The organism is Caballeronia sordidicola (genome assembly GCF_000729995.1).
Taxonomy (GTDB): Bacteria; Pseudomonadota; Gammaproteobacteria; order Burkholderiales; family Burkholderiaceae; genus Caballeronia; species Caballeronia sordidicola_A.
Genome location: NZ_JNFG01000004.1, coordinates 16365 through 41224 on the forward strand (window position 1 = coordinate 16365; position 24860 = coordinate 41224).

20 protein-coding genes and 1 tRNA gene are annotated in these 24860 nt (G+C 61.0%); 16 read left to right on the plus strand and 5 right to left on the minus strand.

Annotated features, from left to right (window positions below):
* Positions 1-226: 226 nt before the first annotated feature.
* On the plus strand, positions 227-2080 hold the full coding sequence (locus FH08_RS0103320) for a phosphoenolpyruvate carboxykinase (GTP) (RefSeq protein ID WP_031356951.1): 1854 nt from the start codon (positions 227-229) through the stop codon (positions 2078-2080).
* Positions 2081-2415: 335 nt separating this feature from the next.
* Complete coding sequence (locus FH08_RS0103325; protein ID WP_031356952.1) at positions 2416-3534, plus strand: LysR family transcriptional regulator; 1119 nt, start codon at positions 2416-2418, stop codon at positions 3532-3534.
* A 123-nt stretch (positions 3535-3657) separates the two neighbouring features.
* On the opposite strand, the gene FH08_RS0103330 is transcribed toward FH08_RS0103325, so the two are convergent.
* From FH08_RS0103330 to dprA, 3 genes are all read right to left on the minus strand, one after another.
* Positions 3658-6294: a DNA topoisomerase III gene (locus tag FH08_RS0103330; protein WP_031356953.1), complete on the minus strand. Its 2637-nt coding sequence runs from the start codon at positions 6292-6294 to the stop codon at positions 3658-3660.
* A gap of 236 nt (positions 6295-6530) precedes the next feature.
* Positions 6531-6908, minus strand: coding sequence for a thioredoxin family protein (locus FH08_RS0103335; RefSeq protein ID WP_031356954.1), 378 nt, complete (start codon positions 6906-6908; stop codon positions 6531-6533).
* Between the two features lie 84 nt (positions 6909-6992).
* Positions 6993-8306 carry a DNA-processing protein DprA gene (gene dprA, locus FH08_RS0103340; RefSeq protein ID WP_051887708.1) on the minus strand — a complete coding sequence of 438 codons (1314 nt, stop codon included), beginning with the start codon at positions 8304-8306 and terminating at the stop codon, positions 6993-6995.
* A gap of 211 nt (positions 8307-8517) precedes the next feature.
* Here dprA and def point away from each other — a divergent pair, with 211 nt between their 5' ends.
* The 14 genes from def (at position 8518) to FH08_RS0103410 (ending at position 21131) form a co-directional block, all read left to right on the plus strand.
* Positions 8518-9021, plus strand: coding sequence for a peptide deformylase (def, locus tag FH08_RS0103345; protein WP_031356956.1), 504 nt, complete (start codon positions 8518-8520; stop codon positions 9019-9021).
* A 49-nt stretch (positions 9022-9070) separates the two neighbouring features.
* Positions 9071-10063 carry a methionyl-tRNA formyltransferase gene (gene fmt / locus FH08_RS0103350; RefSeq protein ID WP_031356957.1) on the plus strand — a complete coding sequence of 331 codons (993 nt, stop codon included), beginning with the start codon at positions 9071-9073 and terminating at the stop codon, positions 10061-10063.
* Positions 10064-10133: 70 nt separating this feature from the next.
* Complete coding sequence (locus FH08_RS0103355; protein WP_031356958.1) at positions 10134-10793, plus strand: LysE family translocator; 660 nt, start codon at positions 10134-10136, stop codon at positions 10791-10793.
* A gap of 145 nt (positions 10794-10938) precedes the next feature.
* A complete protein-coding gene (gene htpX, locus FH08_RS0103360) occupies positions 10939-11796 on the plus strand; it encodes a zinc metalloprotease HtpX (protein ID WP_031356959.1) in 858 nt (285 codons plus the stop codon).
* Positions 11797-11991: 195 nt separating this feature from the next.
* Entirely contained in the window at positions 11992-13476 is a 1485-nt protein-coding gene (gene rsmB / locus FH08_RS0103365; protein ID WP_031356960.1) for a 16S rRNA (cytosine(967)-C(5))-methyltransferase RsmB, read from the plus strand.
* The gene (locus FH08_RS0103370; protein WP_031356961.1) at positions 13473-14081 is read left to right on the plus strand and encodes a DUF4390 domain-containing protein; all 609 of its coding nucleotides are present in this window, start codon (positions 13473-13475) and stop codon (positions 14079-14081) included. The genes rsmB and FH08_RS0103370 overlap by 4 nt, the downstream gene beginning before the upstream one ends.
* Positions 14071-16497 (plus strand): sensor histidine kinase, encoded by a 2427-nt coding sequence (locus FH08_RS0103375; protein WP_051887710.1) that lies wholly within the window; start codon positions 14071-14073, stop codon positions 16495-16497. Before FH08_RS0103370 ends, FH08_RS0103375 begins: the two co-directional genes overlap by 11 nt.
* Positions 16498-17217, plus strand: coding sequence for a response regulator transcription factor EsaR (gene esaR, locus FH08_RS0103380; RefSeq protein WP_031356963.1), 720 nt, complete (start codon positions 16498-16500; stop codon positions 17215-17217).
* Positions 17218-17306: 89 nt separating this feature from the next.
* Positions 17307-17382: transfer RNA gene (locus tag FH08_RS0103385), tRNA-Phe, on the plus strand.
* Positions 17383-17663: 281 nt separating this feature from the next.
* Positions 17664-18398, plus strand: coding sequence for a 7-cyano-7-deazaguanine synthase QueC (queC, locus tag FH08_RS0103390; RefSeq protein ID WP_031356964.1), 735 nt, complete (start codon positions 17664-17666; stop codon positions 18396-18398).
* A 2-nt stretch (positions 18399-18400) separates the two neighbouring features.
* Positions 18401-19033, plus strand: coding sequence for a 7-carboxy-7-deazaguanine synthase (queE, locus tag FH08_RS0103395; RefSeq protein WP_031356965.1), 633 nt, complete (start codon positions 18401-18403; stop codon positions 19031-19033).
* 25 nt (positions 19034-19058) lie between these two features.
* Positions 19059-19505: a 6-carboxytetrahydropterin synthase QueD gene (gene queD / locus FH08_RS0103400; protein WP_031356966.1), complete on the plus strand. Its 447-nt coding sequence runs from the start codon at positions 19059-19061 to the stop codon at positions 19503-19505.
* A gap of 166 nt (positions 19506-19671) precedes the next feature.
* Positions 19672-20454: an HpcH/HpaI aldolase family protein gene (locus FH08_RS0103405; RefSeq protein WP_031356967.1), complete on the plus strand. Its 783-nt coding sequence runs from the start codon at positions 19672-19674 to the stop codon at positions 20452-20454.
* A gap of 44 nt (positions 20455-20498) precedes the next feature.
* On the plus strand, positions 20499-21131 hold the full coding sequence (locus FH08_RS0103410; RefSeq protein ID WP_235210282.1) for a tetratricopeptide repeat protein: 633 nt from the start codon (positions 20499-20501) through the stop codon (positions 21129-21131).
* 77 nt (positions 21132-21208) lie between these two features.
* Here the strand turns inward: FH08_RS0103410 and rodA are convergent, their stop codons facing one another.
* Together rodA and mrdA are read right to left on the minus strand one after the other, a co-directional pair.
* Positions 21209-22357 (minus strand): rod shape-determining protein RodA, encoded by a 1149-nt coding sequence (rodA, locus tag FH08_RS0103415; protein WP_031356969.1) that lies wholly within the window; start codon positions 22355-22357, stop codon positions 21209-21211.
* Between the two features lie 21 nt (positions 22358-22378).
* Positions 22379-24841 carry a penicillin-binding protein 2 gene (mrdA, locus tag FH08_RS0103420; RefSeq protein ID WP_031356970.1) on the minus strand — a complete coding sequence of 821 codons (2463 nt, stop codon included), beginning with the start codon at positions 24839-24841 and terminating at the stop codon, positions 22379-22381.
* Positions 24842-24860: the final 19 nt, after the last annotated feature.

Consider the following 24860-nt stretch of genomic DNA (forward strand, 5'->3'; position numbering starts at 1 on the left):
ATTCCTATCCCTTTTTAACAGTTTGTTCCGTGCCGACGCAAGCCGCGATTTCAGGACGGCAGTCGCTACCAGACCAGACAACTCCCCGACGCATGCCTTGTTTTTGTGTCGCCGTCTGCCACGTGAATTTCTCCGTGCAGGCAAACCGGCGACTCGAAATGCGCCTCTCGCGAGCAGCGCCGGCGGGTTGCAAACCGTTTTCTCTTCCAAGAACGGAGTGTGCTCGATGAACCAGCCCGCAGTAGTAGATCAAAACGTGGCCGCCGACTGTGACGTACCGGCTTACGTGAAGAACCAGAAACTCATCGAGTGGGTGCAGCAGGTCGCCGCGCTGACGAAGCCGGACCGGATCGAATGGTGCGATGGATCGAAGGAAGAATACGACCGCCTGTCACAACTCATGGTCGATGCCGGCACGCTCAAACGCCTCAATCCCGCCAAACGGCCTAATTCCTACCTTGCCTGCTCGGATCCGTCCGACGTCGCGCGGGTGGAAGATCGCACGTTCATCTGCTCGGCGCGCCCGGAGCAAGCAGGTCCGACAAACAACTGGATCGATCCTGCTGAAATGCGTCTCACGCTGGACGGTCTCTTCGACGGCTGCATGAGCGGCCGCACGATGTTCGTCGTCCCATTTTCGATGGGTCCGCTCGGCTCGCCGATCGCACACATTGGCGTGGAATTGACCGACAGCCCATACGTGGTCACCAACATGCGCATCATGACGCGCATGGGACGCGCGGTGTACGACGTGCTGGGCGCCGGCGGCCAGTTCGTGCCCTGCGTGCATTCGGTTGGCGCGCCTTTGCAACAGGGGCAGAAGGACGTTCCCTGGCCATGCAACGATACGAAATACATCGTCCATTTTCCGGAGAGCCGCGAGATCTGGAGCTTTGGTTCGGGTTATGGCGGCAACGCGCTGCTCGGCAAGAAATGTTTCGCGCTGCGGATTGCATCGACGATGGGACGCGACGAAGGCTGGCTCGCCGAACACATGCTGATTCTCGGCGTGACGTCGCCGGAAGGGCGCAAATATCATGTCGCGGCGGCGTTTCCGTCGGCGTGCGGCAAGACCAACTTCGCCATGCTGATTCCGCCGCAAGACATGGCGGGCTGGAAAATCTCCACGATCGGCGATGACATCGCCTGGATCAAGCCAGGCCGCGACGGCCGGCTCTACGCGATCAACCCCGAAGCGGGCTACTTCGGCGTGGCGCCGGGCACAAGCGAGAAGACCAACTTCAACGCCATGGCGACGCTCAAGGAAAACGTGATCTTCACAAACGTGGCGCTCACCGACGACGGCGACGTCTGGTGGGAAGGCATGACGGACACGCCGCCGGCGCACCTGATCGACTGGCAGGGCAACGACTGGACGCCCGAGTCGGGCAAGAAGGCGGCACACCCAAACGCACGCTTCACGGCGCCCGCCGCGCAATGCCCGTCTATCGATGCTGATTGGGAGAATCCGGCCGGCGTTGCGATCGATGCGTTTATCTTCGGCGGCCGCCGCTCCGACACCGTGCCGCTCGTCACGGAAGCGCGCAACTGGAACGAGGGCGTCTACATGGCCGCGACCATGGGCTCGGAAACCACCGCCGCCGCGGCCGGCCAGCAGGGCGTGGTCAGGCGCGACCCGTTCGCGATGTTGCCGTTCTGCGGCTACAACATGAGCGACTATTTCGACCACTGGCTGAAAGTGGGCGAACGGCTGGAGCGACTCGACGCCAAACTGCCGAAGTTTTTCTGCGTGAACTGGTTCCGCAAGGACGGCGACGGCAAGTTCGTGTGGCCGGGGTTCGGCGACAACATGCGCGTGCTTAGCTGGATGATCGGCCGTATCGAAGGCACCGCTAAGGGCGAGGAACATGCGTTCGGGCTTTCGCCGCGCTTTGAGGATATCGACTGGGGCGCACTCGATTTCACCCGCGAGCAATTCGAACGCGTTATCTCCGTGCAGGACTCGGCATGGCGGGCTGAGCTCGAACTACACGATGAGTTATTCACGAAACTCGCCCAAGGACTGCCGGCCGAACTTGCAGAGACGAAAGCCGCGATCGGAAAGAGGGTCTCGGCCTGACTTTTTGTTAAAGCTAGTTAAGCGCGATTAGTGACAGAAGTCGACATAATCGATGAAATAAGGGCCGCATTAGTGGCCCTTATGCATTTCTCGCCGTACTGCGTCAAAATTGCTTCAGCCAGCTATTCAGAATTGTGTGGGTGGAATTTCCATAGCGACATCGTTCCGAATTTCGCAACAATGTGCCGTGTTTCACCTTGCCGAATGGCTAAGCGGAAATCTTTTGTCAGAAAAAGTCACATTTAAGGCAACTTCTGCACGAAAACGGGAGTCCTAGGATAATTCCGAATTGCTTCTGGAATTAAAAGAGGCTGTCTAGCAGCAGGAGTTGTCTCATGGATCATTTGCAGTCGATGAAAGTATTCGTCCGTGTGGCGGATCTCGGCAGTTTTGCCCGCGCGGCCGGCGCGATGGATATCTCGAATGCAGTGGCAACACGTCATATTGCTGACCTGGAAGGGCGCCTGGGCACGCGCTTGCTCAACCGCACCACGCGCAGCCTGTCGCTGACCGAGTCCGGCCAGGTGTACCTGGAACGCGCCCGTCAGATCCTCGACGAGCTCGAGGACGTCGAACAAATGGTGGTTGCACGTAACCACGAGCCGGTTGGATCGCTACGAATTGTCGCACCCGTTGTGTTTGGCCTGCACAACCTCGCGCCCGTGCTGCAGACCTATACGGAGCGGTATCCCAAAGTTGTGCCGGACGTCACGCTGGTCGACCGGCAAGTCGATCTGGTGGAAGAGGGCTTCGACGTGGGCATTGTGATCGCGCGCCAGATGCGCAGCGCGAGCATTGTCACGCGACGCCTCACGACGGGTTGCCTCACCGTATGCGCCACGCCCGGGTATCTGGAAAAGCACGGCGTGCCGACGCGGCCGGAAGACCTGTCCGAGCATCCGTCGCTGAGTTTGCCGTCCGAATATTTCGGCGATGAGCGCGTGTTCACCGGCCCGGAAGGCGAAGTGCGCGTGCGGCCGACGAACGTGATCGTCGCGAACAATACCGAGATGCTGCGCCAGTTCGCGCTGCTCGGCATGGGCATCGCCATCCTGCCTAGTTACCTGATCGGCAACGACACCACACGCGGCAAGCTCGTGCGCCTGCTGAGCGACTACCAGTTGCCGGAGGTGGAAATCAACGTCGCGTATCCGAGCCGGCGCCATTTGCCCGCAAAGGTGCGCACGTTCATCGATCACCTGGTCGAGCATTTCAGCCAGACGCCGAATCATCAGCTTAGCGAGCAGTGGGTGAAGGACGGGTTCGTGAAGCCGGGAGCGCCGGCAATTGACGAACGCAATTCCGAGCCGCTGGTCGCGCACGCAGCTTATGCGGAAGCGGAAGGCGGTGCACGATTCGAAGCCGACGTGTCTCCCGCCGATGACAACAAGCTCGGTAGCAAGCCTGCGAAGTCGCGCTCGCGTGCGACGCCGGCCATGCCCTCGCCGTTCTGAGGGGGCCGCTGTGGTGAGACTTCCCCAGTGGTTAAGCGTTGATGAGCGAAAAAAAGCCCGCGAATGATTCGCGGGCTTTTTTTATACTGCCGTGCCTGTTCAACCGGCCTCGAAAACTGAAAACTAACCCGCCTTGCGAGCCGGCGCCTTCTTGGCCGCGACTTTCTTCGCAGGCGCCTTCTTCGCCGCAGGCTTCACGGTTGTTTTCTTGGCAGCCACGGCGACATCGCCGTCACCTTCATCTTCCGCTTCGGTAGCTGCCGCCGCGCCGCGCTTGACGGCCGGTTTCGCACCGGGCTTCGGCTCTTTCTTCTCGAACTCGAAGCCGATCTTGCCGTCCGGCTGCTTAACCAGGAATGCCTTGAAGTTCCGGCCTGTGCGCGACGACTTGAAACCCGTCAGCAAGTCCGTGCGGCCTTCCTCAAGCAGCTTCGTCATCTGCTCGCGTGTCATTTCCTGCTGCAGGATCACCTTGCCCGAACGGAAATCGCAGGTCTTCGGATTCGCCACCGAGTTCTCGCAGACATAACTCATGCCGTGCTCGTACACCCGCGACTGGCACTTCGGACACGCGCCAACCGGCGTTTGCTCCGAGAAATCCACCGGTTCGCCGTCTTCGCCGCCTGAATCCTGACCGAAGTCGAACTCGAGCTTCCAGTTCTTGATTTCGTCATCGAAGGAAAGCTTCAGGATCGCAGAGAACGGCCGGCCCATCTTGCTGCGAAAACCCGACAGCGGTCCGATAGTCTTGTCCTTGATCAACTGCTCGACTTCGGGAATTTCGAACTGCCGTCCGCCAGGAATCTTCGACATCGAGAATTCGCACTTCGTACAAGCGAATCGCCGATAGTTCTCTTTAATCTGGCTGCCGCAATTCGGGCACGGTGTTTCGAGCGTTGAATAATCGCCGGGGATGGTGTCCGAGTCGTATTCCTTCGCGCGCTTCACGATGGTCTGTGTCATGCGCGCGATTTCCTGCATGAACTCGTCGCGCGGGAGCTTGCCGCGTTCCATCTGCGAGAGCTTGTGCTCCCACTCGCCGGTCAGTTCGGGCGCCGTCAACTCCTCGACGCCGAGACCGCGCAGCAAGGTCATCAACTGGAACGCCTTCGCCGTCGGAATCAGCTCACGGCCTTCGCGCACCATGTACTTTTCACCCAGCAGCCCTTCGATGACCGCCGCGCGCGTAGCCGGCGTGCCCAGGCCCTTTGCGGCCATCGCCTCGCGCAATTCCTCGTCTTCAATGAGCTTGCCTGCACCTTCCATGGCCGAGAGCAACGACGCTTCGTTGTAGCGCGCCGGCGGTTTTGTCACGAGGCCGATCGCCGCGACCTTCTCGACATCGACCTTCTCGTCCTTCTGAACCTGCACGAGATTGGCGTCTTCGCCGCCCACTTCCTTGCCGTACACCTGCAGCCAACCGGGTTCGACAAGTACCTTGCCTTCGGTCTTGAAATGATGACCGGAAACTTCGGTGATCCGCGTGGTGACGAGATACTCGGCCGCCGGGAAAAACACCGCGAGGAAACGCTTCACGACCAGGTCGTAGAGCTTCTGCTCCGGCTCGGACAACGCTTTCGGCGCCTGCAGGGTCGGGATGATGGCGAAGTGATCGCTGATCTTCGAGTTATCGAAGATGCGCTTGTTCGGCTTCACCCAGCCCTTGTCCAACACCTGCTTCGCGTGCGGCAAGTAGTTGTTGCTCTCCTTGAGCATCGCGAGCGTGTCTTTCACCGTCGGGATGTAATCCTCGGGCAGAGCGCGGGCGTCAGTACGCGGGTAGGTCAGGACCTTGTGCTTTTCATACAGCGCCTGAGCAAGGCCGAGCGTGTTCTTGGCCGAAAAGCCAAAGCGGCCGTTGGCCTCGCGCTGCAAGCTGGTCAGGTCGAACAGCAAGGGAGACATTTGCGTGGACGGCTTCGCTTCTTCCGTGACCGTACCGGTCTTGCCACGGCAGGCCGCGACAATGGTTTCAGCAGCCGGCAACGCCCACAGCCGCGAATCGCGCTGCTCTGGATCGCCCTCGACGCGCTTGAATTTCGGGTCAAACCACCGGCCTTCGTACATGCCCTTCGCAGCGATAAATTCCGCACGCACTTCCCAATAATCGCGCGGCACGAAACGACGGATCTTTTCCTCGCGCTCCACGACAATAGACAACGTTGGCGTCTGAACCCGGCCAACAGTCGTCAGGAAGAAACCGCCGCCCTTGCTGTTGAACGCGGTCATCGCGCGCGTACCGTTGATGCCCACGAGCCAGTCGGCTTCGGAGCGGCAACGGGCGGCGTCCGCGAGCGGCTGCATGTCGGCGTCGCTGCGCAGATGAGCAAATCCGTCGCGGATGGAGCCGGCGGTCATCGACTGGAGCCAGAGGCGCTGCACCGGCTGCTTGGCTTTTGCGTGTTGCGCTATCAGGCGAAAAATCAGCTCGCCTTCGCGCCCCGCGTCACAGGCGTTGATCAGGCGATCGACGTCCTTGCGTTTGAGCAGCTTGGTCAGCACTTTCAACCGCGATTCGCTCTTGGCGATCGGATTCAGATCGAAATGCGGCGGGATGACGGGCAAATTGGCGAAGCTCCACTTGCCGCGCTTGACCTCGTACTCCTCCGGCGCGGCAATTTCGAGCAAGTGGCCGACAGCCGACGACAGCACGTAGTCTTCGCTTTCGTAATATTCGTCATGCTTGGTGAAGCCGCCCAAAGCGCGCGCGATGTCGTTCGCGACAGAAGGCTTTTCAGCAATGATCAGGGCTTTGGACATGACTCGATTCTAGTTAGGGACTGGCATGAGGCCGGGTTTCGGGGGCTTGCGCCACCGCGGTTCGGGCCCGTTAACGTCCGCTTTATAGCATATGGCGTGCGGCGCGCGGTCTGGCATTTGGTGAAACGCGGGGTGCCGAACGGTGAATGTGGTTGCTTTGTGATGCAAGCGCGAAAGCCGTTTCAGCTTACGGGCGTGCATTGTTGCGCATGATGTTCTTGCCGGATGGATTCGACTCAAGCGGCGACCAGGGCGGGCCGGATCTTCGGCGCACCCACCACGCCCGGCAACGCGCTGAGGTCGGTCAACATGCGCGCAACAATCGACGTTTGCGGCAGCACCGTTCCAAAAAACCGGGTTGTCACGGCGTCTTCGATCAAGACGGTCGGAAAATTTTCCACATCGAGGTCATCGAAGCGATCCGCCTGGTTTTCGATGTCAATCCATGCAAAGCAGATATCCGGATGGGCATCGGCAAGCAGGTTGAAACCCTCGCGATAATCGCGGCACGTCCCGCACCATTCGGCGCACAGGCAGGCGACGAGCAGCGTGCCGGCGCTGGCCAGGCGCTCGGCAATCTGATCGGCGTCGGTGTCGAGATTCAGCGCGGGCATGGTTCGTTGCAGTCCTTTTCGTCAGTAATTTGTTGGCAGTGCAGGGAGCGGATTTTGTCGCGAATGTAGCATGGCGTCGAAAAATCAGCGTTCAAGCCGGGTAAAGCGTCCTCCCGGCAATGCCCCAATCCGCCCCGACAATTCGAGCTGGAGCAACAGGCTTTGCAACGTTGCGCCATCCATTTCGGTCCGTTCTGCGAGAATTTCAAGCGTCGCAGGCGAGTGCCCGAGTGCATCGAGCAGGCGTTCGGCTTCGGGGTTGGCAGGTTTTAGCGATGCGGACGCCCAGGATGCACTCGCCGGCTTGCCGCGAACGATGGAACGTAAGCCCGACGCGTCCTGTAGCTCCAGCGCGAATTCGCTGGTAGCCGGTTCGGTGCCGGCGTCCTCCGTTGGACGTGTTTTTGCACGCCTTCGCGGCTTGGAAACGGGAGCCGCCACCGCCTCGCTTTGAACCGCAATACCAAACTCTTCGAGAATATCTTCGGGCGTTTCCGCAAGCTTCGCCCCCTGCTTGATCATCCGATGACACCCGCGCGACAGCGGCGCGTGGATCGATCCGGGAATCGCGAAAACATCGCGCCCCATTTCGTTGGCGAGGCGGGCGGTAATCAAAGAACCCGAGCGAGTGGCCGCTTCGACGATCAGCACGCCACTCGCCAGCCCCGCGATCAACCGGTTACGCTGCGGAAAGTTTGCCGGCCGGGCCGGCGTACCGAGCGGCCATTCCGACACGATCGTGCCGCTTAACGCAATTTCGTGCGCCAGCGAGTGATGCAGCGGCGGATAGACGAGATCCGCGCCCGTTCCGATAACCGCAATCGTGCCGCCTGGACCGCTTAGCCCACCGCGATGCGCCGCGCCATCTATCCCCAACGCGAGCCCCGACACAATCACCAAGCCGGCCTCCGAAAGTGCTTGAGCGAAGCGGCGAGCGTCGTCGATGCCTTGCGGCGTCGCGCTCCGGCTGCCGACAATAGCAACTGCCCGGGTCTGCAGCAGATCCAACCGCCCCTTTATATATAGCAACGGTGGCGGATCTGGCATGGTCAGGAGTGCCGGCGGGTACGCTGAATCCGCAAGCGTGACGATCTTGTTGCCCGGAGCCGACGCCCACTCAAGCGTGCACGCGAGGCATTCGTCAAATGAGCCGAGTTCGGAGCGTGACGGTGGGCCAAGAACGGCACGTGCGGCTTTCTCTCCGGCGATGACCGCGAGCGCGTCGAATGACTGGTTCAACACGGCTTGCGGCCCGCCGAATTCGGCAAGCAATGCGCGCAGCGCAATGGGCGGCAAACCGCTCGCATTCGCTAGCCGCAGCCAGGCTGAAACGTCCTGCAATTCGGTTTCTCTCAGACAGGGCTTGGCGTCGGGCGTCGGCAACAGGAAAGGCGTCATGTTAAAATTTTCATATCCCGAAATAAGAAAGGATTGTCGAGCGGCCCGGTTTCCGGCTGTTCGGACAACGCGTTGCCGCCCACGAGCGGCGCTAAAACGACGTTGAAGCGCTGCGTTTCGGCCCAATCATCTTCCCGATACCGGCACTCTTTTACAACCTGGCCGAATGGCCGACTTTCGCGCGCTGCGGCGTGCGTCGATAATCTGAATCATGGCTCTGCTCAACATACTCAAGTACCCGGACAAGCGACTGCACAAGGTCGCGAAGCCCGTAGAGGTCGTCAACGACCGGATTCGCAAGCTCGTCGCCGACATGGCTGAAACCATGTACGCGGCGCCTGGCGTCGGCCTTGCCGCGACCCAGGTGGACGTGCATGAACGCCTGATCGTGATCGACACCTCGGACACGCACGACCAGCTCCAGGTCTTCATCAATCCGGAGATCGTCTGGTCGAGCGACGAGAAGAAGGATCACGAGGAAGGCTGCTTGTCGGTGCCGGGCATCTACGACTTCGTCGAGCGGCCGGAAAAGGTGCGCGTGCGCGCGCTGAACGGGAAGGGCGAGACGTTCGAAATCGACTGCGACGAGTTGCTCGCCGTGTGCATCCAGCATGAGATGGATCACTTGATGGGGCGCGTGTTTGTCGAATACCTGTCGTCGCTCAAGCAGACGCGGATCCGCGGCAAGATGAGAAAGCTCGAAAAGGCGCTGTGACGTGTCGAATCACTAAGACGGATGATGGAATTTGCAGGTTGCTGAATCGATGACTCAATCGCTGCGTGTCGTATTTGCTGGAACACCCGAGTTTGCCGCTGCCGCGCTGGCTGCTATTCACGCGGCGGGTTTTCATGTGCCGCTCGTATTGACGCAGCCGGACCGTCCCGCCGGGCGTGGAATGAAACTGGCCGCGGGGCCGGTGAAACGCTTTGCAGTCGAGCACGGCTTGGCCGTAGCGCAGCCGACCTCATTGCGGCGCAACGGCAAGTATCCCGAGGAAGCGGCCGCTGCTATCGAACTTCTGAAGGCCACGCCGCACGACGTCATGGTGGTTGCGGCGTACGGGCTGATCCTGCCGCAGGAAGTGCTCGACATTGCGCCGCTGGGCGCGATCAATATCCATGGCTCACTGCTGCCGCGCTGGCGAGGTGCCGCACCTATTCATCGTGCGCTTGAGGCTGGTGACGCCGAGACTGGCATCACGTTGATGCAGATGGATGCAGGACTCGACACCGGCGCGATGATCGTCAAAGGTCATATCGCGATCACGTCCGCCGACACCACTGCAACGCTGCACGACCGGATGGCCCAACTCGGGGCTGAACTGATCGTCGAAGCGTTGCGGGATCTCGAGCGCGACGGCGCCTTGCCCGCCGCGCCACAACCGCAGGACGGCGCGACATACGCTGAGAAGATTGCCAAGCATGAAGCAGCGCTCGACTGGCGTCGTCCGGCGAGCATGCTTGCTCGTCAGATTCGTGCCTTCGATCCGTTTCCCGGCGCGTACGGTGCGCTCGATGGCGTGGTCGTGAAGATCTGGGCCGCCGAGCCAGTGGAACTGACGGGTAATGCCGAGGCCGGCGTAATTGTCGAAAGCGGTGCGGAGGGTGTCGTGGTCGCCTGCGGTCAGGGCGGCTTGCGTCTCACGCAGTTGCAAAAGCCCGGCGGCAAACGGCTCCCAGTGCGCGAATTTCTTGCCGGATCGCCTATTGTTAAAGGGCAACGATTCGAACTTCGGGAAGTCGCGCCGGGTGCATAGAGCGGCGTTTGCGTATTTCCCGCGCCGTCGCTGCGACGGCTGAAGCCAGCCAAAAAACAAAGGTCTCGCAATGCTTGGAATCACCGGTTTCACGCTATTTATCGTCGCCGTCATGTTGCTGAGCGTGACGCCGGGGCCGGATACGGCGTACATCGTCGGCCGAAGCGTTGCGCAAGGACGGGGCGCGGGCGTGGTGTCGGCGCTGGGCATCGCGCTCGGCTGCATCGTGCATACGCTGGCCTGCGCATTCGGGTTGACGGCGTTGCTGGCGGCATCGGTGACGGCATTCACTATCGTCAAGTTCGCAGGCGCGATTTATCTGATCTATCTTGGCGTGCGGCTGATTTTCGCGAAGCCGGCAGCCGCGAAAACCAGCGACAAGCAGAGCGAAGCAGAAGCGACCCGGGTTCGCGCAGCGCCGAAATCGCTGCAGCAACTCTTCACGCAAGGCTTCGTCACCAATGTGCTGAACCCGAAAGTGGTGCTGTTTTTTGTCTCGTTCATCCCGCAATTCGTTGCTGTCGACAGCACACACAAGACGCTTGCCTTCCTCGCGCTCGGTTTGGTGTTCGTGCTGGTCAGCACGTTCTGGAACACCTTTGTGGCGTGGATCGCGGGTAGCGTGACGCAACGCTTCTCCGGCAAGCCGAGCGTCAAGCTATGGCTGGACAAGGTGGTGGGCAGCGCGTTCGTCGGATTGGGCATCAAGCTGGCGACTTCGCACAGGTGATTGAATTTTTCTGAGATGCCCTTATCTAACATTTTGCTTACAATCTGGGCTGATGAATCGTTGAACGATTGTTTGGTCAGGCAAAAAAGGCCGTTTCGGCCGCTCGCGCTTAACGCGCATTGATATTGGGTGAGGAGTTCAAGACATGTTCAACTGGGTCAAAACGGCGATGCTGATGGCAGCGATCACGGCCCTTTTTGTCGTGATCGGAGGAATGATCGGCGGCAGCAAGGGGATGATGCTTGCGTTGATCGTCGCCCTCGCTATGAATTTCTTCTCGTACTGGTTCTCCGACAAGCTCGTGCTGAAGATGTACAACGCACAGGAAGTGGACGAAGCCAGCGCGCCGCAGTTTTATCGGATGGTTCGCGAGCTTGCCACGCGGGCGCAGTTGCCGATGCCGAAGGTGTATCTCATCGACGAAAACGCGCCCAACGCGTTTGCAACCGGGCGTAATCCGGAACACGCGGCTGTTGCGGCGACGACCGGCATCTTGCGGGTGTTGTCCGAGCGCGAGTTGCGCGGCGTGATGGCGCATGAATTGGCGCACGTGAAGCACCGCGACATCCTGATCTCGACGGTTTCGGCGACCATGGCCGGAGCGATCTCGGCGCTGGCCAACTTCGCCATGTTCTTTGGCGGCAGGGATTCCGACGGCCGGCGCTCAAATCCGATCGCCAGTATTGCTGTTGCCATGCTGGCGCCGCTGGCGGGTGCGCTGATCCAGATGGCGATATCTCGGGCGCGGGAATTCGAAGCTGATCGCGGCGGCGCGCAGATTTCCGGCGATCCGCAAGCGCTCGCCAGCGCGCTCGAGAAAATCCATGCGTATGCCGCGGGCGTACCGTTCCCGACGGCCGAGCAGCATCCCGCCACCGCGCAGATGATGATCATGAACCCGCTGGCGGGCGGCGGAATCTCCAAGCTCTTTTCCACGCACCCGGCGACCGAGGAGCGCGTCGCGCGCCTGATGGAGATGGCGCGAACCGGGCGGATGGAGTGATGACGCCTGTCTAAGGCCGCAGTGATGGACCCATCGCCGCGCAAGCGGCGATGGGTCTTTTAAAAACAACGATCAGTCTAGAATCCCGTCCGTTCGACCAGCATCCGGGCCCCAATCTCGGCCCAAACCCCTCGCAAGTTACAATGTTCGTTTGTGCGGACCGGCATTGGCCGGCTCGAACGCCTTCGCCCCGACATGATCGAAAAGCCTTCCCGACGCCGCGCCGTTTCATTAGCGGATAGCAGCCGAGCGTCGTCCGACGCCCGTCTCGCTACGCTTCAGCTTGCTCCCGACTCACTGGCGTTCGCGCTCGATGCCGCCGCGCAAGCGGTCGGCGCGGTGCGCGCCGGTTCCGCGCTGCCCGCAGCTTTGCAAACGGTCATTGCGGCAACGCACGTGGCGGTATCGCGTGGGGCGACACAGGATATTGCGTACCGCACGTTGAGGCGTCTCGCCGTAGCCGACGCGCTGCTCGCGAAACTGGTGCGCAAGGCGCCGCCACCGCATGTATCGAATGTGATGGCCTGCGCGTTCGCGCTGCTGGTCGATGACGAAGCGCACGCCGCGTATACGCCCTTCACCGTTGTCGATCAAGCCGTCAACGTGATCGCCGCGAGGCGCGAATTCGCGTTTGCGAAGGGGCTGGTCAACGCGGTGCTGCGCTCATTCCTGCGTGAACGTGATGCGATGCTGGCCGAGGTTCAAAGCAACCCCGTTGCACGTTTCAACTATCCCGCGTGGTGGATCGACGCGGTCAAGCGCGCTCAGCCTGACGAATGGGAAAACATCCTCGAAGCCGGTAATCGGCAAGGCCCGCTCACGTTGCGCGTCAACGCACGACGGATGAGTGTCGCGCAATATCTCGAGGTCCTCGAGGCCGAGCACATAGAAGCCGAAGCAGTGGGCATTCACGCCGTGCGCCTCAAGACGGCAATGACCGTCGACAAGATTCCCGGTTTCGCCGATGGTGTCGTCTCGGTTCAGGACGCCGGCGCGCAACTCGCCGCGCAGTTGCTGAACGCGCGCGATGGCATGCGTGTGCTCGACGCATGCGCCGCGCCCGGTGGCAAGACGGGCCACGTGCTGGAACTGGCGAACGTCGAGTTGATCGCGGTGGAAAGCGATCCGGGGCGCGCACGGCGTATCGGCGAGAACCTGCAGCGCCTGAACTTGCAGGCGGAAATTCGCGTAGGCGATGCCGGCGAACCGTCGGGCTGGTCGGACGGCGATCCGTTCGATCGCGTTCTCGCCGACGTACCGTGTTCGGCATCGGGGATCGTGCGGCGTCATCCGGACATTCGCTGGTTGCGCCGTCCGTCCGATATCGGCGCCCTGGTCGAAGAGCAGCGCCGCATTCTCTCCGCGCTCTGGCCGCTGGTCGCGAGCGGCGGCGAGTTGCTTTACGTTACGTGCTCGATCTTCCCCGAAGAGGGCGAGTTGCAGGCGCAGTGGTTTGGAGAGGTTCACGAAGATGCGGTACGATTGGACGCGCCGGGGCAATTATTGCCGACAGCCAGCCGCACCGGCGCGGTTGGTTTGCCAGTATCACCGGACCCGGTCACGAACTCGCTGACGGACAATTCAGGCGAGGCGCAACGTACCCGTTCAACATCGACGCGGGACGCGGAAGCCTTTGCGGACCATGACGGATTCTTCTACGCGCGCTTTCAGAAACGGTGACGATCAAACGCTTTTTCCCGCTGCGGCTCGCGCCTGCCGGCCTGGCCGTGCTGGCCATGTTGCTGAGCCTCGCGCTGTCGTTCATGCCCGTTTCGGCCGCGCAGGCCGATCCCATCGCTGTGCAGCGCGCGTCGTTGCAGGCGGATGGGTCGGGCTGGAGTATCGACGCCCGTTTCGACTTCGATCTCAACAGCAGCCTTGAAGACGCCGTGAACAAGGGCGTGCCTTTGTATTTCACCACCGATTTCAATTTGTCGCGGCCGCGCTGGTATTGGTTCGACGAAGAACCGGTGAACGTGTCGCAAAGCATCCGACTGTCGTTTCAACCGCTGACACGCGAATATCGTGTCTCCACGGGCGGCTTGCAGCTGGGTTTCGCCACGCTCGAGGAGGCGCTTGCTGTCATCAAGCACGTGACGTCGTGGCATGTGATCGATCGTAACCAGGTCAAGCCCGGCGAGACGTATAACGCGTCGGTGCGCATGCAACTCGACATTGCCCTGATGCCCAAGCCGTTCCAGATCGACGCGGTGAACAACCGCGACTGGAATCTCTCTTCCGAGTGGAAGCGTTTTACTTTTACGGCGGCGACCAGTGCTAAATAAACTACGCCGCCGGCCGCTGCGCCGCACGAACATAACAGGCCTCGTGGTTCGCGTGCTCGTGACAACGGTCGCGCTCACGGCCATCCTGCTGCTGGTCATGCTGGCGCTTGCCAGTGCGAACACCGAGTTCTTCGACCGCTATTATCAGTGGCTCTATGCCGCGAATCTTGCGGTGGCGGTTGTGCTCATCCTGATCGTCATCGGGCTGGTGGCGATCATCATTACCAGGGTACGGCAGGGCAAGTTCGGCACGCGGCTGCTCGCGAAACTCGCGTTTATCTTTGCGCTCGTGGGCGTGGTTCCGGGCGGCATTATCTACGTGGTGTCGTATCAGTTTGTGTCACGCAGTATCGAATCATGGTTCGACGTGAACGTGGAAACCGCACTCACGTCCGGGCTGAATCTCGGGCGCGGAATGCTCGATGCATCGCTATCCGATCTGCAGAACAAGGGCCGCCTGATGGGCGACCAGCTCGCCAGCGCCGATCCGACCAGCCTCACGCTGACGCTGTTGCGCTTGCGTGATCAGTTCAATGTGCAGGATGCGACCATCGTCGAACCGGCGAGAAGCGGTTCCGGTACCGCGCCCGATGTGCGCGTGGTGGCGCAGGCATCGAGTAATTTCGCGGCGCTCGTGCCCGACGACTTGCCCACTCCCCTGCAACTGAATCAGGCGCGCGGCAGGCCGTACGGAGCGATTGAAGGTGAGGTCGATGGCGATGCAAGTCAGACCGGTGCAAAGGGCGCATTGAGGTTACGGGTGATCGTGAAGATCCCCGACAGTTCGACCACTGAACTGCAGCCAACAGAGCGGTTCCTGCAGATCGAACAGCCGGTCAGTACCGGACTCGCTCGCAATGCCGACGCCGTGCAGCGCGCGTATCGCGAGTATCAGGAGAAGGCGCTCGGGCGCACGGGCTTGCGCAAGATGTATATCGGCACGCTGACGCTGGCGTTGTTCCTCGCCACCTTCATCGCAATGATGCTTGCGCTCGCGCTCGGCAATCAGCTCGCGCGGCCGTTGTTCCTGCTCGCGCAAGGCACGAAGGAAGTTGCCGAGGGCGATTACACGCCCAAGCGTGAAGTGAAATCGCGTGATGAACTTGGTTTCCTCACGCAGTCGTTCAACGCAATGACGCGGCAATTGTCCGAGGCGCGTGCGGCGGTTGAGAACAACCGGATCGCACTCGAACATTCGAAGGCGTATCTCGAGAGCATTCTCGCGAACCTGACCGCGGGCGTGTTCGTGTTCGACCGGCAGTTCCGCCTGACCACGGCGAATCGCGGCGCCGAGCGCATCTTCCGGCAGCCGTTCAATGCATCGCTTAACCTGCCGCTTGAGCAGATCGGCGTGTTGTCCGAGTTTGGCGCGATGGTGCGAAAGGCATTTGCTGATCGCGATGCAGCGGCAAGCGGCAGCGGCCGGCCTATTGGGGACCGTGGTCACTGGCAACAGCAACTCGCCGTTCCGGTGCCCGGCGAGACTGAACCGTTGACCTTGTTGGTACGCGGTACGCAGTTGTTGACCCTGACCGAAAGCGATACCGACGACGCCGAAACGACTGGCTACGTAGTCGTATTCGACGACATCTCCGACGTCATCTCGGCACAGCGTTCGGTTGCATGGGGCGAAGTGGCGCGGCGGTTGGCGCACGAGATCAAGAATCCGCTCACACCGATTCAGCTATCGGCGGAACGGTTGCAGATGAAGCTCACTGACAAGCTTGCTCCCGCCGACGCCGAAGTGCTCAAGCGCGGTGCAACCACCATCGTGAACCAGGTCCAGGCGATGAAGCAGATGGTCGACGACTTCCGCGAATACGCGCGTACGCCGCCAGCCGTCCTGGGCAACCTGCAGCTCAATGATCTCGTGGCCGAAGTGCTGACGTTGTATGGCATTGAAGAGCGCAAGAGTCATATCACTGTGGATCTGACAAAATTGCCGGTGATTCGCGGCGATGCCACGCAGCTTCGGCAGGTCATTCACAATCTTTTGCAGAACGCGCAGGATGCGGTGGCCGATGTCGCCGAACCGCGCGTGCTGCTTGAAACGAAGACAGTAGAATATGGCGACCCCGATGCCTCCGGACATGCCCGCGTGGCGGTGCGGTTGACGGTATCGGATAACGGTTCTGGTTTTCCCGCGCGAATTCTCTCGCGCGCATTCGAGCCTTATGTGACAACGAAGGCGAAGGGCACGGGTCTGGGTCTTGCAACGGTAAAGAAGATCGTCGACGAGCATGGCGCGCGCATCGACATCCGCAATCGTTCGAAGACACCTGACGTGATCGAAGGCGCGCAGATCTCAATTCTGTTCCTGCAACTCGCGGAAGATTCCGCTGAACCGGGCGCGACACCGCCCTCGGCGGCGAGCCACGGAACGACAAAAGCATTAGTGCAGACAAGGGCAGCGTAAATGGCAACCATCCTGGTGGTAGACGACGAAATGGGTATCCGGGAATTGCTCTCGGAGATCCTGAGCGACGAAGGTCACGTGGTGGAGACGGCGGAGAATGCGCAGCATGCGCGGGAGTATCGGTTGCGGCAGGCGCCGGATCTCGTGCTGCTGGACATCTGGATGCCCGATACCGACGGCGTGACGCTGCTGAAAGAGTGGGCGGCGCAGGGCAAGCTGACCATGCCGGTGATCATGATGTCGGGCCATGCGACTATCGATACGGCGGTTGAGGCCACGAAGATTGGTGCGCTCAACTTCCTCGAGAAGCCGATCGCGTTGCAAAAGTTGCTCAAGGCTGTCGAGCAAGGTCTTGCGCGCGGCACGGCGGCCGCGCCGATCGCAAATGCGGCGATCCGACCGGCGTTGCCGCCGAGTGGTTCGACGGTGCCGGCTTCCGCTGCGTTGCCGGTGGCTTCGTCGCTGAGTCTCGGTGGTGGAGATTCAACTGCTCTAGGGGCAGCGGCAGGTCCGGCAGGCGCGACGGCGTCCATCTCCTTCGACATCCCGTTACGCGATGCCCGCGATGCCTTCGAGCGCGCGTACTTCGAGTATCACCTGGCGCGCGAGAACGGCAGCATGACGCGGGTGGCGGAGAAGACGGGACTAGAGCGCACGCACTTGTATCGCAAGCTCAAGCAGCTTGGTGTGGATCTGGGCAAGAACAAGAGCGAGGCATGACTGGCGGGGATTCCAGGATCGTTTCAGTAAAAAGGTGCCAAAAAGCACTTGAGCGACATAATCCCCTTTGATATACTTTCGTTCTTCGTGGCCCGGTAGCTCAGTTGGTAGAGCAGCGGATTGAAAATCCGCGTGTCGATGGTTCGATTCCGTCCCAGGCCACCACAGTTGCAAAAATGCCCGGAAACCGCAAGGTTTCCGGGCATTTTCAATTGGGTTTCCTTCGGGGTTGCTGCCTACGCGCCCGCGAGCGGACTGCCAGCCTTGAAAGCGCCGAGCCGTCTGCGGACACCTTCCCGCCGAGTCAAGCCGCACCAAGAGCGAACACCCGCCTTCGTGATAAAATCCTTGGTTCTTCAAAGACTTGGCTAAGATAGAACGCGCGCAGCGGCCGCTTCTGAACGTTAGCCAAATCGCGTATCCCTCTTCTCCATTGGAGTTTCACGGTGACTCGGACAGACGCTAAAGACAGCGCACTGGTGCTGTTTTCCGGCGGCCAGGATTCGGCCACATGCCTCGCCTGGGCGCTCGATCGCTTTACGACCGTCGAGACGCTCGGCTTCGACTATGGCCAGCGCCATCGCGTGGAACTCGAGTGCCGGGAAGGCTTCCGGGAATCGGTGAAACAGCAATTTCCGCAGTGGGCGGAACGGCTCGGCGAAGATCACATGATCGATCTGTCCGTGCTCGGCGCAATCAGCGACACCGCCATGACACGCGAGATCGAAATAGAAGCCAGCGCGAACGGTTTGCCCAACACCTTCGTGCCCGGCCGCAATCTCATGTTCATGACGATCGCCGCCGCCATCGCGTACAGGCGAGGTCTGAAGGTGCTCGTCGGTGGTATGTGCGAGACGGATTTCTCGGGCTATCCCGATTGCCGCGATGACACCATGAAGGCGCTGCAAGTCGCCCTCAATCTCGGCATGGACAGCCGCTTCCTGCTCGAGACACCGCTCATGTGGCTCGATAAAGCCGACACGTGGCGCCTGGCCGAGAAGCTAGGCGGAGAGGCGCTGGTGGAACTGATCCGCGTCGAGACGCACACGTGTTATGTCGGCGAGCGCGCCGAGCTGCATGAGTGGGGTTTTGGTTGCGGCCAATGCCCGGCGTGCAAGCTGCGCAAGCGCGGCTACGAAGCCTACAAGTCGGGTGAGCAAGTCACCACTGAACCGGTCTGATCATGACGTACGCAGTAAAGGAAATTTTCTACACGTTGCAGGGCGAAGGCGCAAACGCCGGCCGTCCGGCTGTGTTTTGCCGCTTCGCCGGCTGCAATCTCTGGTCGGGTCGCGAGGAAGATCGCGCGGACGCCGTGTGCCAGTTTTGCGATACGGATTTCGTCGGCACCGATGGCGAGAACGGCGGCAAATACAAAACGCCGGCTGATCTTGTCGCCATGATTTCATTGCAATGGCCGGAAGGCGAAGCGCATAAGTTCGTGGTCTGCACAGGCGGTGAGCCAATGCTTCAGATCGACCCGCCTTTCGTCGATGCCCTGCATGCGGCCGGCTTTGAAATGGCGATTGAAACGAACGGGTCACTGCCGGTGCTGGACAGTATCGACTGGATTTGCGTGAGCCCGAAAGCCGGCGCGCCGCTGGTGGTGACGAAGGGCAACGAGTTGAAGGTCGTCGTGCCGCAAGACAACCAGCCGCTGGCCGATTACGCCAAGCTCGACTTCGAGTATTTCCTCGTGCAACCCATGGACGGCCCGTCGCGCGACATCAATACGAAGCTCGCTATCGACTGGTGCAAGCGGCATCCGCAATGGCGCCTGTCCATGCAGACGCACAAGTACCTGAACATCCCCTAACGCGAATCACCCAAGCTGAGCAGACGTGCAGACGATCACCCGAAAACTCGAATTCGATGCGGGCCACCGCATCCCCGATCACCGCAGCCAGTGCCGTAACCTGCACGGTCATCGGTATGTGCTGGAAATCACGCTGCAAGGCGAAATCGTCGAAACGGAAGGCGCGCCGGATCGCGGCATGGTAATGGACTTCGCCGACGTCAAAGCGCTGGCCATGGAACATCTCGTCAACAAGTGGGACCACGCGTTTATCGTCTATGCACGCGACGAAGTCGTGCGCAGCTTTCTCGAGAAGATGGCCGACCACAAGACCGTCGTGCTCGACCGCATTCCTACCGTTGAAAACCTTGCCGCCGAGGCGTTCCGGATTCTCTCCGAGGTCTACAACGACCATTACGGCGTCGATCTGAAGTTGAAGCGCGTGCGTCTCTACGAAACGCCGAATTGCTGGGCGGACGTCGAAGGCGTCTGACGCTTCACAGCTCTTCAAAGCGGGCTCCTGTCAGCACTCTTTTGTCACGGTATGATCTTTGGACAAGCCGCACGTTTTGTTGCGGCGCATTCCAGCGACATAGCCAATTGGAGCGAGACATGCCTGCCAGCCATCCCGCCGCGCCTGATCTACCAGGGACCACGCGATGAGCACCTACACCAACCTCCTCAAACAGCGGTTCACCGAGTCCGGCACCTTGTACGGCCTGTGGCTGTCGCTCGGCAGTGCGGACGTGGCCGAAGCCGTGGCACATGCCGGTTTCGACTGGCTGTGTATCGACATGGAGCATTCCCCGAACGACAGTCATGACGTCGTCGCGCAACTTCGTGCGATCGCCGCCGCGCACTTGCCGACCGAACCGATCGTCCGCGTGCCGGCGCATGAAGGCTGGCTGGTCAAGCGCGTGCTCGACGCGGGCGCGCGCACCCTGATGTTCCCGAACGTGGAAACGGCGGAAGAGGCGGCGCATGTTGTGCGCCTCACGCAGTATCCGAACGCCGATGCCCGCGATGGCCTGCGCGGCGCCGCCAGTGCCGTGCGCGCAGCGGCGTACGGAATCCGGCGTGATTACGTGAATTCGGCGAACGCACAGATATCGACGATCGTCCAGATTGAATCCGAGCAGTCGTTAGCAAACGTGGAAGCGATCGCGGCTACGCCGGGCGTCGATTGCCTGTTCATCGGCCCCGCCGATCTGGCCGCGAGTCTCGGTCATCTTGGTGATACGAAACATCCGGACGTCCAGGCGGCTATCACGAAAATTATCGATACTGCGAAACAAGCAGGCATCGCGAGCGGCATTTTTGCGCTCGATGTCGCGAGTGCTCGGTCATATGCAGAAGCGGGTGTGAAGGCAATCGCGTTATCGGCCGATGTGGGCTGGCTGTTAAAAGCAACGCGACAGGCGTTGCAGGAGGCAAGGGCATGAAACCCGGAATATTGGGCGCAATATCAGTATCCGTAGCGTTGTTGATGGCGTGCAGTGCGGTAAGCGCACAGACGGTCAAGGGCAGTGACAAGGCGACGCAAAACGCTGTCGCCGATTACAACGCGGGCAATCTCAGCGTCGCGCGCTCGGAGTTTCTGCGTGCCGCGAAGAACGGCAGCCGTCTCGCCGAATTCAATTACGCGATGATGCTCGTGAACGGCGAAGGCGGCGCGGCCGACGTGGACGAAGGCAAGAAGTGGCTGCGCAAAGCCGCCGACGCCAACATGACACAAGCGCAATACGTGTACGGCAAGATGTACGACGATGGCGAGTTTGTCGATCGTGATCCGGCCGAGGCACATCGCTGGTTCTTGCGGGCGGCGAACCAGGGCCATGTGTTGGCGGAGCTCGCGCTGGCGAACCAGTTCCTCGATGGCCGCGGCACGCCGCGCGACAACGCTCAAGCGTTCGTCTGGTACAAGAAGGCGGCCGAAGGCGGAGACATGACCGCGCAATACGTGGCCGGATCGTTTTACGAGCGCGGTGGCGATGGCGTTAAGAAGAACATCAACGTGGCGCGCGCCTATTACGCGGCGGCGGCGGCCCAGGGCGATCCTGCGGCGAAGCTGAAGTTCCAGCAACTCAGCGCGGAACTCGCACACGAACAGCCGCAATAAAACAAAAGCCCACGATGATGGATCAATTCATCGTGGGCTTTACTTAAGCATAAGCACCGGATCGCTTAGGAAAAACGCTAGCTCTTCATCAGCCGCTTTTGCCGTGACACGCTCATGATCAGCCCCACCGCAACGCCGAGCGTTGTCAGCGCGGTTCCACCGTAACTCATGAACGGCAATGGCACGCCGACCACCGGCAAGATCCCGCTCACCATCCCAATATTCACGAACGCGTAAGTAAAGAACGCCATGGTCAGCGATCCGGCCAGCAGGCGTCCGAACAGCGTCGCCCCGGCCGCCGCGATAAACAGCCCTCGCGCGATCAACGCCATGTAAAGGAATAGCAGCACAAGCCCGCCCGCGAGCCCGAACTCCTCCGAAAACACCGCGAAAATGAAGTCGGTATGTTTTTCAGGGATGAACTCCAGATGCGACTGCGTACCCTTTAGCCAGCCTTTTCCGAAGGTCCCGCCCGAGCCGATCGCAATGACGGCCTGAATAGTGTGAAAGCCTTTGCCGAGCGGATCGGAGGTTGGATCCAGCAGCGTGCAGATGCGATGCTTCTGGTAATCGTGCATCAGCGGCCAGTTCACTTCCGGCTGGCAAATGCGCTCCTGGAATACGCCGATACTCGCGACCATGAGCACAGCCGCCACGAGCACCGGCACGATCAGCTTGAAACTCAAGCCCGCGAAATAGATCACGAAGAGGCCGGCCGCGAACACGAGCACGGCGGTGCCGAGGTCCGGCTGCTTGGCGATGATCGCGACCGGCAGGATCAGGATGATGAAGCCGACGATGTAATCCCACCATCGGATGCCGCCCTCGCGCCGCTGGAAATACCAAGCGAGCATGAGTGGCATCGCAATCTTCATGATCTCCGAGGGCTGGATCACCACGCCCACGTTCAGCCAGCGTTTCGCGCCTTTGCGTGTCAGCCCGAAGGTGGCGACCGCGATCAGCAGCGCCATGCCGATGGTGTAAAGCGGCACGGCGAAACGCATCAGCGTGGGCGGCGGCACGTTGGCGAGAATCCACATCAGCCCGAACGTCAGCATGATGTTACGCAACTGATCTTCTACGCGGCCGGGGACATCGAGGCTCGCGCTGTACAGCGTCACGATGCCCACGCACAGCAGCAGGAACACAATCAGCGCGAGCGGTTTATCGAAGCCCGCGAACATGCGCTTCGCGCGTTCGAGCCAGACGCGCTTGTCGAATTGCAGCGCTTGCATGGCGATTCTCCTTTACTCGTCGATGCCGCCAGACGGCGTCAACGTCTGGATGGCGCTTTTGCCGGTGTTGCGCGGGATCGCGGCGGTCGGCGCCGGTTCTTTCGGTCGCGGCGGGGGCGTGGGTGCTGCCGGCGCCTTGCGGACCTCGGCGGTGCGGGTTGTTTCTTTCGCGTTGGCCGTGGCCGAAGTTTTCGTTTCGGTCGCCGGGCGCGCTGTTTCGCGCGCTTCGGTGATGATAGGCGCGACCGGCACGCGCGGCGCTTCGAGCGCGCGCAGCATGCTCGGCGCGACAGGAACGGCCGATGCAGCCGGCACACTCGATGCCGCTGCTGGCCCACTGCTCGCAGGCGCAGACGCAGACGCAGCCGCAGCCGTTGCCGCCGCCGAATCAGACGCCGCCGCGCCAGCGCTCGCACTTGCCGCCGCCGGACCGGACGCTGCCAGTGGCTTGAACGCCGGCGACGCACCCGCCACCGAGGCTGGCAGCGCCGCGTCCAACGGGCTTTGCGCGCCGCCAATCACCGGTGCATTCGCATCTTCCGTCGCTGATGCCGCTGCCGCTACAGCCGCCGCTTCCGCGCCCGGTTTCAACCGGTCGACGAGATAATAATCGAGCACTTTCCGAGCGATCGGGCCCGCCGATTCCGCACCCCAGCCGCCGTTTTCCACGATCAACGCAACCGCGATAGTCGGATGGTCAGCCGGCGCGAACGCAATAAACAACGCGTGATCGCGCAGACGTTCCGCGATCGCGCTGTGCGAATAATTCGCGCCTTGCAGCGAATAAACCTGCGCCGTCCCGGTTTTGCCGGCCGCTTGATAGGGCGCGCCGCGGAAGATCTTGGCGCCCGTACCAGTAGTCACCACGCCTTCCATGGCACGCTTGATGAAGTCGACATCCGCCTGCTTGACCGCAATTTTGTCGCTCGGATCGCGTACGGTGACGCGGACCGCCTTGCTGATCGGATTCTCGACTTCCTTGACCAAGTGCGGCTTCATGACCACACCGTCGTTCGCGAGCGTCGCCGTGGCGTGCGCGAGTTGCAGGATCGTGAACGAGTTATAACCCTGCCCAATACCCAGGCTGATCGTCTCGCCTTCATACCAGCGCTGCTGTTCCGGCTTCCGATACGCTTTCTTTTTCCACTCGGTGGACGGAAGAATGCCGCGCGCTTCGCCGTTTATATCGATACCCGTGATCTGGCCGAATCCCCACGGTTTCATGAAACCGGCCATCGCGTTCACGCCGAGATCGTGCGCCAGCATGTAGAAATAGGTGTCGTTGGACACCACGATCGCGCGGTTCATGTCGACCCAGCCCTGACCTGCGCGCACGTCGTTGCGGAAGGTGTGACCGCCGAACGTGTACGAACCCGGGTCCTGGAAACCCCAGCTGGTTGTGCGCTTGTGCAGCGTCAGTGCGGCCAGCGCCATGAACGGCTTGTAGGTGGAACCAGGCGGATAGGTGCCGTGCAGCGGGCGGTTCAGCAGCGGATGATCGGGCGAATTGTTGAGCGAATCCCAGGTCTGCTGGTCGATGCCATCGACGAAGGAATTCGGGTCGAAACTGGGTGCCGATACGAACGCGAGTACATCGCCCGTCGCCGGTTCGATAGCGACCAGCGCACCGCGCTTGCCCGCGAACGCCTGCTCGGCGACCTGCTGCAACGCGATATCCAGCGACAACACCAGGTTATTCCCCGGCGTAGCCTGCGTGCGCGACAACGTGCGCACGGGCCGGCCACCGGCAGTGACTTCCACTTCCTCGAAGCCGGTCAGGCCATGCAGCTCGGTTTCGTAGCTCTGTTCCACACCAATCTTGCCGATGTAGTCCGTGCCCTTGTAGTTGTTCGCGTCCACACGGGGATCGTAGTGATCGGTGTCGGCGTCGTTCTGGTCGCTCGCTTCGTCGATACGTTCCTGATCGCGCTGCGAAATCCGCCCGATATAGCCGATCACATGTGCCGCCGTGGGTCCGAGCGGGTATTGCCGGAACAGCCGCGCGCGCACTTCCACGCCCGGAAAGCGGAACCGCTGTGCGGTGAAACGGGCGACTTCTTCGTCGGTTAAGCGGGTGCGAATCGGCAGGCTCTCGAAATTCTTCGAGTCCTCCAGCAGCTTTTTAAAACGCCGCCGGTCGCGCTGATCGACGGGAATCACCGTCGCGATGCGGTCGATTTCATCGTCGAGCGTGGTGTTGATCTTCGATGGCGTGATTTCCAGCGTATAAGCCGAATAATTCTTCGCCAGCACCACGCCGTTGCGGTCGGTGATGATGCCGCGGTTCGGCACGATGGGCGCGACCGAGATGCGGTTTTCATCGGCCTGCAGCGAGTATTTGCTGAAATGCCAGACCTGCAGATACAGGAAGCGCACGCCGATCAGCCCGAAACAGACGAACACGAACAGGCCGGCGGCAGCCACACGCAGGCGAAACTTCGATAACTGTTGTTCGGCGTTCTGAAATTCGGTCATGCAATGTTCGCGGGGACCG